At 37.0% G+C, this 16,157-nt stretch carries 17 protein-coding genes and 1 riboswitch; of the genes, 15 read left to right on the top strand and 2 right to left on the bottom strand.

Going from position 1 to position 16,157, the window contains the following annotated elements:
* Positions 1-96 precede the first annotated feature (96 nt).
* From OC533_RS03465 to OC533_RS03455, 3 genes are all read left to right on the top strand, one after another.
* Positions 97-1,116, top strand: coding sequence for a branched-chain amino acid aminotransferase (locus OC533_RS03465; RefSeq protein ID WP_003761476.1), 1,020 nt, complete (start codon positions 97-99; stop codon positions 1,114-1,116).
* Between the two features lie 193 nt (positions 1,117-1,309).
* Complete coding sequence (locus OC533_RS03460; protein WP_194323344.1) at positions 1,310-2,074, top strand: ABC transporter ATP-binding protein; 765 nt, start codon at positions 1,310-1,312, stop codon at positions 2,072-2,074.
* Positions 2,071-2,823, top strand: coding sequence for an ABC transporter permease (locus OC533_RS03455; RefSeq protein ID WP_262265223.1), 753 nt, complete (start codon positions 2,071-2,073; stop codon positions 2,821-2,823). The genes OC533_RS03460 and OC533_RS03455 overlap by 4 nt, the downstream gene beginning before the upstream one ends.
* 36 nt (positions 2,824-2,859) lie before the next feature.
* Here OC533_RS03455 and OC533_RS03450 read toward each other — a convergent pair whose 3' ends face one another.
* On the bottom strand, positions 2,860-4,335 hold the full coding sequence (locus OC533_RS03450; protein ID WP_010990701.1) for an LM6179_1298 family efflux MFS transporter: 1,476 nt from the start codon (positions 4,333-4,335) through the stop codon (positions 2,860-2,862).
* 139 nt (positions 4,336-4,474) lie between these two features.
* Between OC533_RS03450 and OC533_RS03445 the strand changes: the two genes are divergently transcribed.
* The 12 genes from OC533_RS03445 to OC533_RS03390 all read left to right on the top strand — a co-directional run bounded on the left by OC533_RS03445 (position 4,475) and on the right by OC533_RS03390 (position 15,680).
* Positions 4,475-5,527: a M42 family metallopeptidase gene (locus OC533_RS03445; RefSeq protein ID WP_010990702.1), complete on the top strand. Its 1,053-nt coding sequence runs from the start codon at positions 4,475-4,477 to the stop codon at positions 5,525-5,527.
* A gap of 12 nt (positions 5,528-5,539) precedes the next feature.
* On the top strand, positions 5,540-6,016 hold the full coding sequence (locus OC533_RS03440) for a glutathione peroxidase (RefSeq protein WP_010990703.1): 477 nt from the start codon (positions 5,540-5,542) through the stop codon (positions 6,014-6,016).
* Between the two features lie 136 nt (positions 6,017-6,152).
* The gene (locus OC533_RS03435; RefSeq protein WP_185482512.1) at positions 6,153-6,608 is read left to right on the top strand and encodes a LytTR family DNA-binding domain-containing protein; all 456 of its coding nucleotides are present in this window, start codon (positions 6,153-6,155) and stop codon (positions 6,606-6,608) included.
* Positions 6,605-7,033: a DUF3021 family protein gene (locus tag OC533_RS03430; protein WP_194322353.1), complete on the top strand. Its 429-nt coding sequence runs from the start codon at positions 6,605-6,607 to the stop codon at positions 7,031-7,033. Before OC533_RS03435 ends, OC533_RS03430 begins: the two co-directional genes overlap by 4 nt.
* The gene (locus OC533_RS03425; RefSeq protein ID WP_185590098.1) at positions 7,030-7,941 is read left to right on the top strand and encodes an ABC transporter ATP-binding protein; all 912 of its coding nucleotides are present in this window, start codon (positions 7,030-7,032) and stop codon (positions 7,939-7,941) included. Before OC533_RS03430 ends, OC533_RS03425 begins: the two co-directional genes overlap by 4 nt.
* Positions 7,934-8,788 (top strand): ABC transporter permease, encoded by an 855-nt coding sequence (locus OC533_RS03420; RefSeq protein WP_194323345.1) that lies wholly within the window; start codon positions 7,934-7,936, stop codon positions 8,786-8,788. The genes OC533_RS03425 and OC533_RS03420 overlap by 8 nt, the downstream gene beginning before the upstream one ends.
* An 81-nt stretch (positions 8,789-8,869) precedes the next feature.
* The gene (locus OC533_RS03415; RefSeq protein ID WP_003727054.1) at positions 8,870-10,438 is read left to right on the top strand and encodes a peptide chain release factor 3; all 1,569 of its coding nucleotides are present in this window, start codon (positions 8,870-8,872) and stop codon (positions 10,436-10,438) included.
* 107 nt (positions 10,439-10,545) lie between these two features.
* Positions 10,546-10,971, top strand: coding sequence for a MarR family winged helix-turn-helix transcriptional regulator (locus OC533_RS03410; RefSeq protein WP_003761496.1), 426 nt, complete (start codon positions 10,546-10,548; stop codon positions 10,969-10,971).
* A gap of 52 nt (positions 10,972-11,023) precedes the next feature.
* Positions 11,024-12,385, top strand: coding sequence for an MATE family efflux transporter (locus tag OC533_RS03405; RefSeq protein ID WP_185538394.1), 1,362 nt, complete (start codon positions 11,024-11,026; stop codon positions 12,383-12,385).
* Between the two features lie 79 nt (positions 12,386-12,464).
* Positions 12,465-12,567: riboswitch (yybP-ykoY riboswitch) on the top strand.
* Positions 12,568-12,665: 98 nt separating this feature from the next.
* Positions 12,666-13,433, top strand: coding sequence for a TerC family protein (locus OC533_RS03400; RefSeq protein ID WP_003761503.1), 768 nt, complete (start codon positions 12,666-12,668; stop codon positions 13,431-13,433).
* Between the two features lie 101 nt (positions 13,434-13,534).
* On the top strand, positions 13,535-14,302 hold the full coding sequence (locus tag OC533_RS03395) for a TerC family protein (RefSeq protein WP_003726449.1): 768 nt from the start codon (positions 13,535-13,537) through the stop codon (positions 14,300-14,302).
* A gap of 52 nt (positions 14,303-14,354) precedes the next feature.
* Entirely contained in the window at positions 14,355-15,680 is a 1,326-nt protein-coding gene (locus OC533_RS03390) for a TrkH family potassium uptake protein (protein ID WP_072218577.1), read from the top strand.
* 81 nt (positions 15,681-15,761) lie between these two features.
* Here the strand turns inward: OC533_RS03390 and OC533_RS03385 are convergent, their stop codons facing one another.
* Positions 15,762-16,130, bottom strand: coding sequence for a DUF4064 domain-containing protein (locus tag OC533_RS03385; protein ID WP_003761515.1), 369 nt, complete (start codon positions 16,128-16,130; stop codon positions 15,762-15,764).
* Between the last annotated feature and the right edge of the window lie 27 nt (positions 16,131-16,157).

Below are 16,157 nucleotides of genomic sequence, written 5' to 3'. Positions count from 1 at the left end.
TCTTTTTCATAGGACTTCACTGCAATAATAGCGTTTATTGTGCTATACTGAAACATACAATAATTCTGATTTATCGATAGAAAGTGGGGATTTTGAATGAGTAAAGATATTGACTGGAGTAATTTAGGGTTTAGTTATATTAAAACGGACAAGCGTTATATTTCACATTGGAAAGACGGAGCGTGGGATGAAGGTACTTTGACGGAAGATAATACACTTCATATTAGTGAAGGTTCTACTGCACTTCATTATGGCCAACAATGTTTTGAAGGTTTGAAAGCATATCGTTGTAAGGATGGTTCCATTAACCTTTTTCGTCCAGATCGTAATGCTGCTCGTATTCAAAAAAGTTGTGAACGTTTATTAATGCCTCATATTCCAACAGAAAAATTTATTGATGCTTGTATGCAAGTTGTTCGTGCAAATGAAGAATTTGTTCCACCTTATGGTACTGGAGCAACTCTTTATTTACGACCGTTTGTAATTGGTGTAGGTGATAATATTGGCGTTCATGCAGCTCCAGAGTATATTTTCTCTGTTTTCTGTTCACCAGTTGGTCCTTATTTCAAAGGCGGAATGGCACCAACTAACTTTATCGTTTCTGACTTTGACCGTGCCGCTCCAAATGGAACAGGTGCAGCAAAAGTAGGCGGTAACTATGCAGCAAGTTTACTTCCAGGGCAAAACGCAAAAGATCGTAATTTTGGGGATTGCATTTACTTGGATCCAGCTACTCATACAAAAATTGAAGAAGTTGGCTCTGCTAATTTCTTTGGTATTACAAAAGACGATAAATTTATTACGCCGTATTCTCCTTCTATTTTGCCAAGTATCACGAAGTATTCATTACTTTATTTGGCAGAACACCGTTTAGGTTTAAAAGCAGAAGAAGGCGATGTATTTATTGATAAGTTAGATGAATTTAAGGAAGCAGGCGCATGTGGAACCGCCGCAGTTATCACACCAATTGGCGGTATTCAAACAAAAGATGACTTCCATGTATTTTACAGTGAAACAGAAGTAGGGCCAGTAACAAAACGCCTATTTGATGAACTATGTGGAATTCAATTTGGAGATGTAGAAGCTCCAGAAGGTTGGATTTATAAAGTGAAATAATGACAAACCGTCCGTTTATCGGGCGGTTTTTTTATGCTTAAATATAGGTGTTTTATTTTAAAAAAAGAATATAAGTTTTTTGTTGACAGCATATCAACTAAGTGTTACTATATAGTGGTAATAAGTGATACAGAATACCCGTGATACTAAGTAGTGAAATAAAATAGGAAATTGGAAGGAAGGGTGAGTTCAAATGAACGAATGGATGATTGAAGCTAGTGGGTTAAGAAAGTCTTTCAAAAAAACCGAAGTCTTAAAGGGCATTGATTTTGGAGTAAGGCGCGGTGAGATTTTTGCTTTACTTGGCTCTAACGGCGCTGGGAAAACAACGACTATTCAAATTTTAACTACACTTTTGAAAGCAGATAATGGAAAAGCGAGTGTTGCTGGTTTAGATGTTACGAAAGAACCAGAGAAAGTGAGAGAGCATATTAGTCTTACAGGACAATTTGCTGCAGTAGATGGTTTACTAACTGGTCGTGAGAATATTTTACTCATTGCAAAATTACGAGGAGAAAAAAATCCTGATCAAACAGCCAAAGATTTACTAGCACGTTTTGGTTTAGAAAAAGCTTCAGACCGAAGAGCAGACACATATTCAGGCGGGATGATGAGACGTCTTGATATTGCAATGAGTTTAGTGGGATCTCCGGATGTGATTTTTCTTGATGAACCGACGACAGGTCTTGATCCAGAAGGACGGATTGAGGTATGGAAAACGATTAAAGCTCTTTCTGATGGAGGAACTACTATTTTACTGACGACACAGTATTTAGATGAAGCGGAGCAACTTGCTGATAGAATTGCAATCCTTCACGGCGGAACGATTATTGCAAATGGTACTTTAGAGGAACTTAAAAAATTGTTCCCACCTGCTGAAATTGAATATGTCGAGAAACAACCGTCACTGGAAGAAATTTTCTTAACAATTATTAATGGTAAGGAGGGAGTAAAATGAAAGCAATTCGCGATACAAGAATCTTGTTTGGTCGCTCGATGCGTCACATTTTGCGTAGTCCAGATACAATTATTACAGTAGCAATTATACCCATTATGATTATGTTGATGTTCGTCTATGTACTAGGTGGAGCGATTCAAACAGGAACAGATAACTATGTTGATTACTTGTTACCGGGGATTATTTTAATGGCAATTGCAAGTGGGATAGCTTATACGGCAGTACGATTATTTACAGATGTGCAAAAAGGGCTATTCCAACGATTTCATTCTATGCCGATTAGTCGTTCTTCTGTATTATGGGGACATGTTTTAACTTCTTTAGTTTCTAATGCAATTTCAGTTGTTTTGATTATTCTAGTTGCTTTATTAATTGGATTTAGGTCATCTGCTGGGCTTTTAGAATGGCTTGCTGTAGCTGGGATACTGCTACTTTTCACGTTAGCTTTAACTTGGGTGGCTGTTATTCCTGGTTTGACTGCAAAATCGGTTGACGGGGCGAGCGCTTTTTCTTACCCACTGATTTTCTTGCCTTTTATAAGTTCTGCTTTCGTTCCAACTGATACGATGCCAACTGCGGTTCGGGTATTTGCGGAAAATCAACCAGTAACATCTATTGTAAATACAATTCGAGCATTGTTATATTCAGGGTCCGTTGGTAATGAAATCTGGATTGCACTTGCTTGGTGTGTTGGTATTACAGTCGTAGCTTATATCTTTGCAGTACTAAAATATAAAAAAACAATCTAACAAAAAAGGATTGGCTCCTTTGAGCCAATCCTTTTTTTAATTTTCACCAGAAATATGTTTTTTCGGTAAAATGAAATGGATAAAATAACTAACGATACAACAAGCAAACATTACCCAGAAAACCATGTGGAGTCCGCTATATAAAATATCTCTAAGCGGTTCGACTAGATCTGGATTAACATTACCTGAAGTTTGTGGGCTGATTAGCTGATTTAAATTACTACGATTTACTTCGCTACCAGCTGCTGCACGAAATTGTGTGGTTAATACGGAGTTGAAAATAGTTCCAAAGACAGCGACACCAATCGTTTGACCAACAGTTCTAAATAGTGTGTTGGAAGCAGTAGCAATACCAGTTTGGAATCTCGGTACAGCATCTTGGACGGTTACAGTTGTAGTAGTAAAAATAATCCCAAATCCAAATCCCATAAAGGCACTATTTAAATAGAAGAAGATGTCATTTGTGGAAGCTGGGAATAAAGCTAAAATAAGTCCACTTGCAGCTGTTATTAATACGCCAATTCCGACTGTATGGCGATTTCCTAGTGTCATTAAAAGCTTTCCGCCTATAAATGAACCGATAATCCATGTGACGGAAAGTGGTGCAAGCATAAATCCAGCAATAGTAGCTCCGTGGCCAAGCATTCCTTGCGCCCACATTGGAATATAAACATTAATACCAATTAAAAAGGCACTAATTAGAAAACCAATTAAGTTTCCAATTAAAACAACTGGATTTTTAAATAAAACAAATGGCATAATTGGATCTTTGGCACGTTTTTCGACAAAATAAAAAGCAACAAATAATAATATCGAAACGGCAAAAAGAATGACTACGAGCGGTTCTGTCCAGTTGAGTGATTCTCCAGCTCGCTGTAATGCAAATAATAATCCTAAAAGTGCTACGGTAAATAATGAGGCACCAAGATAATCAATTGGTAATTTTACTCGTTCGACCTCTTCACGTAAATAAAGCAAAATAAGTAAGATAGTTAGAAGTCCGATTGGCACATTAATAAAGAAAATCCAATGCCAAGAAAGTTGGTCTACTAAAAACCCACCAACGAGCGGCCCGAAAACACCTGCAATACCCCAAGCAGAACCCATGAAGCCAAGTACTTTTGCTCGTTTTTCAAATGGGTAGACGTCTGCGATAATCGTCATAGTAGATGGTAAAATCCCGCCTGCTCCAATACCTTGAATTGCGCGAAAAATAATTAATTGCTCCATATTTTGTGCAAATCCACAAAGTGATGAACCAATGATAAAAATAATTGTCGCAATTACAAAGATATTTTTTCGCCCATACAAATCAGACAGTTTTCCGTAAATAGGAACCGTCACTGCTGATGTTAGTAAATAAACAGAAAAAATCCAGTTCATTAACTCTATGCCGTCCAACTGACTTACAATCGTTGGCATCGCAGTACTCACGATGGTACCTTCAATAGCTGCCATAAATGTTGCGACAAATACGGCGATGGTAACGGCTTTTACTTTTGTTTGTTCCAAAAAATTCCCTCCCTTTTCGTCTACCGAATTATAGCATATAAAAGGACTGATTTGGAAAAAAATTAATCTTAAGAAATGCGTTAGGTGAAGATAAGCGCTATAATATAATAGAATAAAGCGAACTAAAGGAGGAATATTTTTGAGTTACGAACCAAATACAACACAAACGATGCAAAAAATTAAAGAGTTAACTTCTATCCCTAGTCCGACAGGGAACACAGGACAAATCATTGAAAAACTAGTGAGGGATTTAGAAGCTTCTAACATCCCATATAAATTAAACAATAAAGGCGGATTAATTGTAACTCTCCCAGGAAAAGATGACTCCAAACATCGTATGCTAACGGCACATGTTGATACGTTAGGCGCGATGGTAAAAGAAATCAAAGCAGATGGCAGATTACTATTAACTTTAATTGGTGGCTATCGTTTTAATGCGATTGAAGGCGAATATTGTACGATCGAAACAAGCGAAGGCGATTTATATAGCGGAACAATTCTTATGCATCAAACCTCCGTTCACGTATATAAAGACGCTGGTACGGCTGAACGCAATGATAAAAATATGGAAGTTCGTTTAGACGTAAAAGCGCTAGATGCTGACAAAGTTCGCGCACTTGGAATAGAAGTTGGTGATTTTGTTTCCTTTGATCCGCGTGTCCAAATTATTAATGATGAATATATTAAATCTCGCCATTTGGATGATAAAGCAAGTGTCGCGATTTTATTACAACTCATTAACCATATTCATGAAAATAAATTAGAGCTTCCACATACAACTCATTTCCTTATCTCTAATAATGAAGAAATTGGTTATGGTGGTAATTCCAATATCCCAGCTGAAACAGTGGAATATTTAGCTGTCGACATGGGAGCGCTTGGTGATGGTCAAACTTCTGATGAATACACTGTTTCTATTTGTGCTAAAGATGGCAGTGGCCCTTATCATTTAGGTTTGCGCAAACATTTAGTTGAACTAGCTAAAAAGAATAATATTGATTATAAAGTAGACATTTATCCGTTTTATGCATCAGATGCGAGTGCGGCGATTAACTCTGGTAATGACATCGTTCATGGTTTAATTGGCCCGGGAATTGATGCTAGCCATGCATACGAACGAACACACCGCGATTCACTCTATCATACAGAAAAATTAGTTTATGCTTATTTATTTTCGAATATATTGAAATAGGAGGAATTCTACATGAATGTCCATGATTTTTCTGAAAAAGCAATGAATGGTAAAGAAATAGCATTAAGTGACTATAAAGGCAAAGTTTTACTCATTGTCAACACTGCGAGCAAATGTGGTTTAACACCTCAACTGGAAGGTCTTGAAAAAATGTATAAAAAACTTGGCGGAGATAACTTTGAAATTCTTGGTTTCCCGTGCAATCAGTTTTTACGTCAAGATCCTGGTAGTGACGAAGAGATTTTAGAATTTTGTCAAATGAATTACGGCGTGACTTTCCAAATGTTCTCTAAAATTAAAGTGAAAGGCAAAGATGCTGCCCCACTTTATAAATATTTAACTGAACAAACTGGAGGCAAAAAAGTTGAATGGAACTTTGCCAAATTCCTCATTGATGAAAATGGCGAAGTTGTTGAACGTTTCCCATCAAAAATGAAACCAGAAGATTTTGAGGACAAAGTAGAAGCGCTTGTTGCAGCAGTAAAATAAATAGTAAAACTCGGTAGTGAATAATCCGCTACCGAGTTTTTTTGCATCTTAGGGAGGTTAATTTGCAAGTTACAGAAATCAACTTGTAGTTTTTAGTGTAGCGTTTATAATAAAAAGAAAAAAGGGAGGCAACCAGATGAATTTCCATGTAAAGCAAAATAATAATTTAGCGATTGGCGAAGTAGACATATATTGCCACCCAAATAATCTGGAAGAAGTAACTAAAATAGTGATGGGGCTAGAAGAGCAAACCGAGAAAATCTCTGTCAAAAAAGACGGAGTGACATATTTACTCGCTAAAAGAAAGATTTTATATTTTGAGGCTGTAGAAAGTAAAATTTTTGTGTATACAGAAAAAGACGTATATGAAACTACTTGGAAATTATATGAGTTGGAAGAAAAATTCAAAGATAGCTCCTTTTTCAGGTGTTCGAAATCCATGATTTTAAATATCGAATGGATTGAAAAGATTGCGCCTGGCTTCCACGGGAAATTTGAAGCTAGCCTTTTTAATAGAGAAAAAGTGATTATTTCTAGGCAATACGCCAAAGTCTTAAAGCAAAAATTAAACTTGGGAGGGAAGGGCAAATGAGCACAAAATTAATTCAATTTATTCAATCAGCGTGTATTATTTTCACAGCTGCAATTATCACGATGATTTGTTCCTATATCTCAACTGGAGAATCTGAAACGATAGCTATTCGCGACATTTTTACTATGCTAGGTTTTAGTGTTATTACTACTTTTGTTCAGCAATTACTTTTCAATAATTCGATAAAAACGAAATTTGCTTTTTATGTCCGTTTACTTGTTTTTTTCTTTTTTATTAGCGCAGCAATTTTAGGTCTTGGTTGGTTGTTTGATTGGTATCATTCATTAACTGGATTTATGATTATTTTTGGCTTTATTTGCGTGACTTTTCTTGTAATGCATCTGTTTTTCAGTTTTAGAGATGCGAAATTTAGTAATGAAATTAACCAAAAACTAGCAGAAATGCGAGAAAGGGAGACAAAATGATAAAATTAACGAATGTAGTTAAAACGTTTGGAAAAGTAGAAGCAGTTAAAGGCATTAATTTAGAAGTTGAAAAAGGTTCATTGTTTGCTTTCTTAGGTGAGAACGGGGCGGGGAAATCGACTACTCTTAGCATGATTTGCACAGAAAGCGAGCCAACATCTGGAGAAATTTTTATTGACGATGAAAAATTGACCTTTAAAAATAGGAAAAATTTCAGACAAAAGTTGGGCGTTGTTTTTCAAGAAAATGTATTGGATGATTTACTTACCGTACGCGAGAACTTGTATAATCGTGCCAGTTTATATGGAAAAACAAAAGCGGAAATTACCGAACGTTTAGAGCTTGTTTCTTCTATTATGGGAATTGCGGATATCTTAAATCGCCGTTTTGAAAAACTATCAGGGGGACAAAAACGCCGAGCTGAAATTGCTAGGGCTATTATGCATGATCCAGAAATTTTACTACTCGATGAACCGACTACTGGGCTGGATCCGAAAACTCGAGTGAGCGTTTGGAAGATTATTGATTATTTGCGAGAAGAATTCGGCATGACGGTGTTTTTAACGACGCATTATTTAGAAGAAGCGAAGGATGCGGATCAGCTGGCAGTTATTCATAAGGGGAATATTATCGCTCAAGGCACCCCCGCTAATATTAGAAGTCGTTTTTCAGTAGATAAAATCTTTTTTTACGATGCAAATGTGGAAGAACTTCAGGTAATTATTGAAAAAGCAAATTTACCTTATAAAGTGTCAAAAGGAACGATGCGTGTTGACGTAACAGATGAAAATATCGGAATTTTGGCTATTTTGAATCAAACAGCAGGACTTTACAGTTCTTTTGAAGTAATAAAAGGAAATCTTGATGATGCATTTATCTCGATGATTAAGGAGGATTCAAATGATTAGTCGTAATTTAAAAATCTATTTTCGTGATAGAACTGCGGTATTTATGTCGTTACTCACGATTTTAATTATTATCGGACTCTATGCCATTTTTTTAGGAAATAATATGGAAGAAATGTTTAAACAGGCTTCTGGAAAAACGATAGGAATACAAGAATTAGTGAATACGTGGGTAATTGCGGGGATTTTGTCTATTACGCCGGTCACTGTTTCTTTAGCCGTTTTCTCATTAAAAGTGCACGATGAAGAGGAGAGCATTGCCAGAAGTTTTGCAATAACTCCAGCTTCCAGATGGCGAATTGTCGCAAGCTACATCGTTAGTGGTTTAGTTGCTTCATTTGTTCTGTCTGTTATCACCCTTTTTGTTGGTGAAATGTACATCTGGTTGACAGGAGGAGTGTTTTTACCGCTTGAAAGTTGGGTTAGTTTAATCGGCATTATTTTAATTAATGTTCTATGTTGTAGTAGCATTATGTTTTTTATCGCGAGCCTAGTGAAAAAAGCGAGTGCCTTTAGTTCGGTTTCGACTATTGTTGGAACTGTTATCGGATTTATTGCTGGAATTTATTTGCCGATTGGTTCGCTTCCTGCTGCGGTTCAAACGGCGATGAAATGTTTTCCTTTCACATACGGGGCGTCTACTATTCGTGAAATCATGACAAAAGAGCCTTTACAACAAGTTTTCGCAGATAATACTGAGGCGATGGATGCGACAAAAGAAATGATTGGGATTACTATTTATTGGGGTGATAAAACAGTAACGACAGGAGTAAGTTTGCTGATTTTAAGCGTCTTTGCAGTGCTTTTTGGCATTTTATCTGTCATCTTAATGAAACGACAAACAAAATAATTTTTGAATAAAAAAACAGCCGAAATTCTCCTAGTTATGCTATACTAATGGAATGTGAATGAATCTAGGAGGAAAATAACAATGAGTCAAGATTTGCAAAAAGAAGTTGCTTCACGCAAAACGTTTGCGATTATTTCTCACCCGGATGCTGGGAAAACGACGATTACTGAGCAATTATTATTATTCGGTGGCGTTATCCGTTCAGCTGGGACTGTAAAGGGAAAGAAATCTGGCAAGTTTGCGACAAGTGACTGGATGGAAATTGAAAAACAACGTGGAATCTCGGTAACGAGTTCTGTGATGCAGTTTGATTATAATGGTTCAAGAATTAATATTTTGGATACACCGGGGCACTCTGACTTCAGTGAAGATACGTACCGGACCTTAATGGCGGTTGATAGTGCTGTCATGGTTATTGATGCTGCGAAAGGTATCGAAGCCCAAACGCTAAAACTGTTTAAAGTTTGTCGGATGCGCGGAATTCCAATTTTTACTTTTATTAATAAAATGGACCGTCAAGGAAAAATGCCACTAGAACTACTTGCTGAATTAGAAGAAGTTTTGGGTATTGAATCTTATCCAATGAACTGGCCAATTGGTATGGGGAAAGAATTAGCTGGACTTTATGACCGCTATCATCGCGTTATTGAGCAATATCGCTCTGAAGAAGATGAACGTTTCTTACCACTTGGGGAAGATGGGGATTTGAAGGAAGCACACGCTATTCAAAAATCACTTTATTACGATCAAGCTTTAGAAGAAATCATGCTGTTAGACGAAGCGGGAAATGACTTTAGTCGGGAACGCATTATTGCAGGCGAGCAAACACCAGTATTTTTCGGAAGTGCCTTAACTAACTTTGGGGTAGAAACTTTCTTGCGTACATTTGTTGATTTTGCGCCATCTCCTTCAAGCCATGAATCGAATGAAGGCGTGATTGAAGCTGATAATCCGAAGTTCTCTGGCTTTATTTTTAAAATCCAAGCGAACATGAATCCTGCTCACCGGGACCGGATTGCTTTTATTCGAATTTGTTCAGGCGAATTTGAACGCGGCATGAACGTTACATTAACGCGAACTGGGAAAAGTATGAAGCTTGCGAACTCAACGCAGTTTATGGCGGATGACCGGGAAACCGTAAATCGTGCTGTTGCTGGTGATATTATCGGTTTGTATGATACTGGTAACTACCAAATTGGCGATACGATAACGAATGGCAGTAAAAAACTCGAATTTGAAAAACTTCCTCAGTTTACACCCGAATTATTTATGCGTGTTTATGCAAAAAATGTAATGAAGCAAAAACACTTTCATAAAGGCGTAGAGCAACTTGTTCAAGAAGGTGCGATTCAATTATTTAAAACGTGGCGTACGGAAGAATACATTATTGGGGCTGTTGGTCAGTTGCAATTTGAAGTATTCGAACACAGAATGCGCGGCGAATATAATTCAGAAATTCGGATGGAACCAATCGGCAAAAAAATCGCTCGTTGGGTCAAAGAAGAAGATGCGGATGAAAAACTATCTACCGCTAGAAGTATGCTAGTGAAAGACCGTTTTGACCAACCGCTATTCTTATTCGAAAATGAATTCGCAATTAATTGGTTTAATGATAAAAATCCAGATATTGAGTTAACTTCATTATTATAAAATATCCAACCTATTTGTACTTTCGCAAATAGGTTGTTTTTTTGCTTGACAATTTTTTGAAACGTGCTATAATTAGTTAGAATTCTAATTAATAAGGAGGAATACTCGTGAGAAGAGAGAAGACGATGGATACATTAATTCGTTCTATTATGATTAAATCCAAGCGAAAAATGGACGCAAAAGTAGCTCAGTTTGGGCTGACAACACAACAAGCAAGAGTTCTGGGATTTTTAAATGATAATGCTGCAAATGAAATAATCCAAAAAGATCTTCAGCGAATCTTCCAAACACGTGGCGCAAGTATCACTAGCCTCATTCAAGGACTCGAGAAAAAACAATTAATTTCACGCAAGCCAAGCCTTCGTGATGGCCGAGAAAAAGTCGTTACGTTAACAAAAGAAGGCAAAGATATTGTGGATGAATTTAATGCCTCTTTTCCGCGAGAAGATGATAAAGCGAAGAAAATCCTTTCCGCTGACGAGTATAAAACCTTTATTGAACTACTTAGTAAAATTGACGATCAGACAGATTAAAAAAATTTAACTATATAGTTAGAGTTCTAACTAATTTTTAGGGGGAATTAAAATGAAACACTCAGATAACTATTATTTAACAAAAGCGAGCATTCCTAAAGCGATTGCTCACTTATCTATTCCAATGATGCTTGGAATGTCGGTGGGGGTTATTTATAATATCGTCAATGCGTTTTTTATAGGGTTGTTGCATGATACGTCGATGTTAACAGCTGTGACACTCGGTTTACCAATGTTTACGATTTTAATGGCTATTGGGAATATGTTTGGTGTTGGCGGCGGGACGTACATTTCTCGTTTACTCGGGAAAGAAGACGGGATTAAGGCAAAGCAAGTATCGGCTTTTGTTTTATATGGAAGTTTGGTTTTAGGTATTATATGCGCGATTATATTAGGTTTTTTAATTAATCCAGTTACTCACTTTCTAGGAGCAGATGCAACGAGCTTTTTACACACGAAAAATTATACATTGGCGCTTCTCATTTGTAGTCCTTTTATTATTGCTAACTTTGCTTTAGAGCAAGTCGTTCGGGCGGAGGGAGCTTCTCGTATTTCTATGAATGGAATGCTTATTGGTACGCTTGTAAATTTAGTGTTTGATCCACTGCTTATTTTGTATTTTAATTTTAACGTTGTAGGTGCTGCAGTTTCAATTGGACTCGCAAGTACGGTTTCACTTATTTATTATGCCTGGTATTTGGAGAAAAAAAGTGACTATTTATCCATTCGGTTTAAATGGTTTAAAGCAACGAAAGAAATCGTTCAAAATGTTTTTAAAATTGGCGTTTCAGAACTACTTTTATCATTATTCTTGATTGTTACTACACTTGTTTTAAATCATTATTCGATGATTTACGGGGAAGGCGTTGTTGCAGGTTTTGGCGTGGCACTACGAGTAGTTCAGTTACCAGAATTTATTTGTATGGGGCTTTATATGGGAATTATTCCACTCTTAGCATATAACTTTAGTGCGGGAAATATTGCACGGTTTGAAAAAGCGATTCGGTTTACAGCTGTTAGTATTGGCTTGATTGTGCTTGTGATTTCTAGTTTTGTATTTATCTTCCGTTTCCAAGTGATGCATTTATTTAGTGAAAATCAAAGTGTTATATCACTTGGGGTGCATATTATGGTTGCGATGCTGATTTCTTCTCTATTCAGTGGCTTTACTGGTCTCTTTACGAGTACTTTTCAAGCGATTGGGAAAGCTATTCCGGCTACGATTATGTCTGTTTCACAAGGAATTATTTTTATCCCAGTAATTATTTTGGGGCAACATTATTTTGGCCTGATGGGAGTGATTTGGTCTTTAACAACAACAGAAATTCTTACTTGTTTAATCGGTGTGATTCTATTCACAATCCATAATATTAAAATAGCCAGTAGCGCAAAAACTAAAGACTTGGCTGTTTAAAAAGTTTGTGAGAAAAATTAGTTGACGAGAACTTCTAAATTATGGTATTATTCTCTAGGTAATCATATATCGTTCTTTGACAAATGTCAGAGGGGAGTAGCGCTGATTAGCTTTTAATCAGGATAAAGTCGTCATTACATGATAGAGATATCATCGGTTTTATCACATTTAACTTTAAATGTTAGCGAGACCTTTGCCTTTATGGGCAGGTCTCGCTTTTTTGTTTCTTCAAAATAGGAGATCTTTGACATTTTAATAGAACAAAGGAGGAAAAGAATTAGTGGATACAGCAATGATTTTAGAGTACGGATGGGTATTACTTGTCCTAATCGGTCTTGAGGGGATTTTAGCAGCGGATAATGCAGTAGTTATGGCTGTTATGGTAAAACATCTCCCAGATAAACAACAGAAAAAAGCGTTATTTTATGGATTGATGGGTGCCTTTGTTTTCCGTTTTGGCGCATTATTCTTAATTTCCTTTTTGGCAAACGTTTGGCAAGTTCAAGCGCTTGGTGCCGCATATTTACTATATATCGCGATTAGTCACATTTGGAAACATGCAAAAGGAAAAGACGGAGAAAAAGAGAAGAAGGAAAAAGCTGGCTCTGGTTTTTGGATGACAGTTCTAAAAGTAGAGATTGCAGATATTGCTTTTGCGATTGATTCCATGCTTGCGGCAGTAGCCCTTGCCATTACTCTTCCAGAAACAGGATGGGGACACATTGGTGGAATTGATACTGGGCAATTTGCGATTATGTTCTTAGGTGGACTTGTTGGCCTAATTATTATCCGTTTCGCAGCAACTCAATTTGTTAAATTACTAAAAAGCTATCCAAGTCTCGAAACAGCCGCATTTTTAATTGTTGGTTGGGTAGGCGTGAAGCTAGTTATTTACACATTAGCACACCCTAGTCTTGGCGTAATTCCACACAGCTTCCCTGAATCAACACTTTGGAAATTGATTTTCTGGGGCGTGATGATTCTGATTATTCTATGGGGATGGTTCGTTTCCTACCGTAGTAAGAAAAAAACAGAAACAACTAAATAATTTTAACTGACCAGAAGTGCAAATGTGTACTTCTGGTTTTACATACAACCAGATGCTGAAAACACAATTTTATGATAGAGTAGAAGGATGGTGAATGAGGAATGGATGTTTCTATTTGGGGAGAATATGCGTTAGTTTTCCTTGTTTTAGTAGTACTCGAGGGAATTCTTTCCGCAGATAATGCCGTAGTTATGGCAGTAATTGTTAAAGGTTTACCGCACGATAAACAACGAAAAGCCTTATTTTATGGGTTAGTTGGTGCATTTGTTTTCCGCTTTATTGCACTATTTTTAATTTCATTTTTAGTAAAAATTTGGGAAATACAAGCTATCGGCGCGGTTTATTTATTGTACCTAGCAATTAAGCATATGTGGCGCCTTAAAAAAGGTAAGCAAGAAGAAGTCAAAGAAGCATCAGAAGCCAAATCAACTTCCTTTTGGGGTGTAGTTGCTCGTGTGGAATTGACTGACATTGCTTTTGCACTGGATTCCATGTTAGCTGCAGCAGCACTTGTTGTTACTTTACCAGATTTAGGGAATTTTGATATTGGGGGAATGAACGGTGGACAATTTATCGTGATGTTCCTTGGTGGTATTGCAGGACTTGTCGTAATTCGTTTTGCAGCCACACAAGTTGTTAAATTATTAGAGCGTTACCCTACACTTGAAACAGCAGCGTTTTTAATTGTCGGTTGGGTAGGTGTGAAAATGGCGGTTCTAACGCTAGCACATCCATCTGTTGCAATTATTCCAGAAGATTTTCCGGATTCAGCGGTTTGGAAGCTGACATTCTGGTCGGTTATGATAATTATAGGTTTGGGTGGTTATATCATTGCGAGAAAAAAAGAGAAGAAAACCAAAAGAGTTTGAATATGATCAAGAAGTAAAATTGCGCAGAAGATTAAAACTGGTGTTAGCGCGTATGACACCCGTTCAAGTAATTATCGCGTATTATTTTATTGCGGTTACGATTTCTACTATCGTCTTAAGTTTGCCGTTCACTTTACAAAAAGGGGTTAAGGTGTCGTTTATTGATACTCTATTCACAGCGGCGAGTTCTGTTAGTGTTACCGGACTTGCGACAGTAGATGTTAGCCAGACGTATAGTACTGCTGGAATTTGGGTCTTAATGGCGATTTTCCAAATTGGTGGACTGGGCGTTATGATGATTAGCACGTTCTTCTATTTGATTTTGAAGAGACGGATTGGACTGAAACAGCGCCAACTTATTATGACAGATACGAATCAATTTACGATGAGTGGAATGGTTCGGATGTTGCGCGAAATTCTTGTCTTGATTTTTGGAATTGAATTAGTGGGCGCGTTGATTTTAGGAATTTATTTTATCCCGCTGTATCCTAATTTTTGGGAAGCGATGTTCCAAGGTTTATATAACTCAGTTTCGCTTGTTACCAATGCTGGCGTGGATATTACTGGTAAATCGCTAATACCATTTGCAAATGATTATTTTGTCCAATTTATTTCGATATTACTAATTATTGCTGGTGCGATTGGGTTTCCGGTTTTACTGGAAACAAGGAGATTTTTATTTGAGAAAAATACGCTAATACCGTTTCGTTTTTCGTTGTTTGTAAAAGTGACTACACTTACTTATTTTGTACTTTTGATTGTCGGCGGCTTACTAATTTGGTTGTTTGAATACAATCACTTCTTTAGTGGCAAAAGTTGGGACTTTGGTTTCTTTAACTCGATGTTCTTATCGGCGACATCCAGAAGTGCTGGACTCCAAACAATGGACAGCGGGGCGCTTTCAGTTTCTACCCTTTTACTTGTGTCGTTCTTGATGTTTATCGGAGCTTCGCCAAGTTCAGTTGGTGGTGGGATACGAACGACTACTTTTGCGATTACCATTTTATTTATTTATTCGGTTATTCGCGGTCGGAAACATGTTTATATTTTTGGGCGAGAATTGCATCAAGAAGATGTTCGCAAGTCGCTTGCAGTCACGCTTGTTGCAGGATTTCTCAGTATTTCTGCGATAGTCATACTTATGCAGACAGAAACGGCCTCGCTCATTTCAGTTATTTTTGAAGTGTTCTCGGCGTTTGGAACGTCAGGTTTATCAGTTGGTTTGACGCCTGATTTGTCCACGCCAGGTAAATTAATTATTATCGTCTTGATGTTTATAGGCCGGGTTGGCATCATGTATTCGATGCTTAGTTTAAGAAATAAAAATCAACCTAAAAATGCCATCCGTTTACCAAAAGAAAAAATTATTACTGGTTAAAATAAAAATCCTTTCTGCAAAACGCGGAAAGGATTTTTTTAGCATTAAAAACCCCTAACCAATTTGATTAGGGGATAATAATTAATATTTTGATTTTGGAATTGGTCTTCTGAAAATTCCCATTAAACCAGTTAGTGTAATTAAGATACCTGATACAATCCAAGCAGTACCAATAACGAAGAATAAAACGATACCAATAACTACTAAGATAACACCCCAACCACGAGGAGCTGATTTAATTAAGAGAGAAGCAATTAATGCAACTACTGAGGCAATTAATGTAATCCACCCTAGATTTGCCAACTCATTTCCTAGTTCACCTGGTAAATAAGTAAATGTCTGTATATAATCTGTGACTGAATCTCCATAATTAATAATCCAAAAACCAACTACAATCCCAATGATGGAGCCAATTAATCCGATAATAACTTCTGGCTTTCTTGAGCCCATAATAAAACCTCCTTTTTCTATCTATAC

This window comes from Listeria sp. Marseille-Q6474, assembly GCF_946902005.1.
Classification (GTDB): Bacteria; Bacillota; Bacilli; order Lactobacillales; family Listeriaceae; genus Listeria; species Listeria innocua.
Note: the sequence above shows the minus strand (reverse complement) of the source record. Positions and strands in the feature narration are given on the sequence as shown.

Excerpts from the sequence above, each read along its gene's own strand:
- OC533_RS03430 (WP_194322353.1), top strand. The coding sequence starts at position 6,605 with ATGAGCACAAAATTAATTCAATTTATTCAATCAGCGTGTATTATTTTC.
- OC533_RS03425 (WP_185590098.1), top strand. The coding sequence starts at position 7,030 with ATGATAAAATTAACGAATGTAGTTAAAACGTTTGGAAAAGTAGAAGCA.
- OC533_RS03395 (WP_003726449.1), top strand. The coding sequence starts at position 13,535 with ATGGATGTTTCTATTTGGGGAGAATATGCGTTAGTTTTCCTTGTTTTA.
- OC533_RS03440 (WP_010990703.1), top strand. The coding sequence starts at position 5,540 with ATGAATGTCCATGATTTTTCTGAAAAAGCAATGAATGGTAAAGAAATA.
- OC533_RS03460 (WP_194323344.1), top strand. The coding sequence starts at position 1,310 with ATGAACGAATGGATGATTGAAGCTAGTGGGTTAAGAAAGTCTTTCAAA.
- OC533_RS03390 (WP_072218577.1), top strand. The coding sequence starts at position 14,355 with ATGACACCCGTTCAAGTAATTATCGCGTATTATTTTATTGCGGTTACG.
- OC533_RS03420 (WP_194323345.1), top strand. The coding sequence starts at position 7,934 with ATGATTAGTCGTAATTTAAAAATCTATTTTCGTGATAGAACTGCGGTA.
- OC533_RS03385 (WP_003761515.1), bottom strand. The coding sequence starts at position 16,130 with ATGGGCTCAAGAAAGCCAGAAGTTATTATCGGATTAATTGGCTCCATC.
- OC533_RS03415 (WP_003727054.1), top strand. The coding sequence starts at position 8,870 with ATGAGTCAAGATTTGCAAAAAGAAGTTGCTTCACGCAAAACGTTTGCG.
- OC533_RS03405 (WP_185538394.1), top strand. The coding sequence starts at position 11,024 with ATGAAACACTCAGATAACTATTATTTAACAAAAGCGAGCATTCCTAAA.
- OC533_RS03455 (WP_262265223.1), top strand. The coding sequence starts at position 2,071 with ATGAAAGCAATTCGCGATACAAGAATCTTGTTTGGTCGCTCGATGCGT.
- OC533_RS03435 (WP_185482512.1), top strand. The coding sequence starts at position 6,153 with ATGAATTTCCATGTAAAGCAAAATAATAATTTAGCGATTGGCGAAGTA.
- OC533_RS03465 (WP_003761476.1), top strand. The coding sequence starts at position 97 with ATGAGTAAAGATATTGACTGGAGTAATTTAGGGTTTAGTTATATTAAA.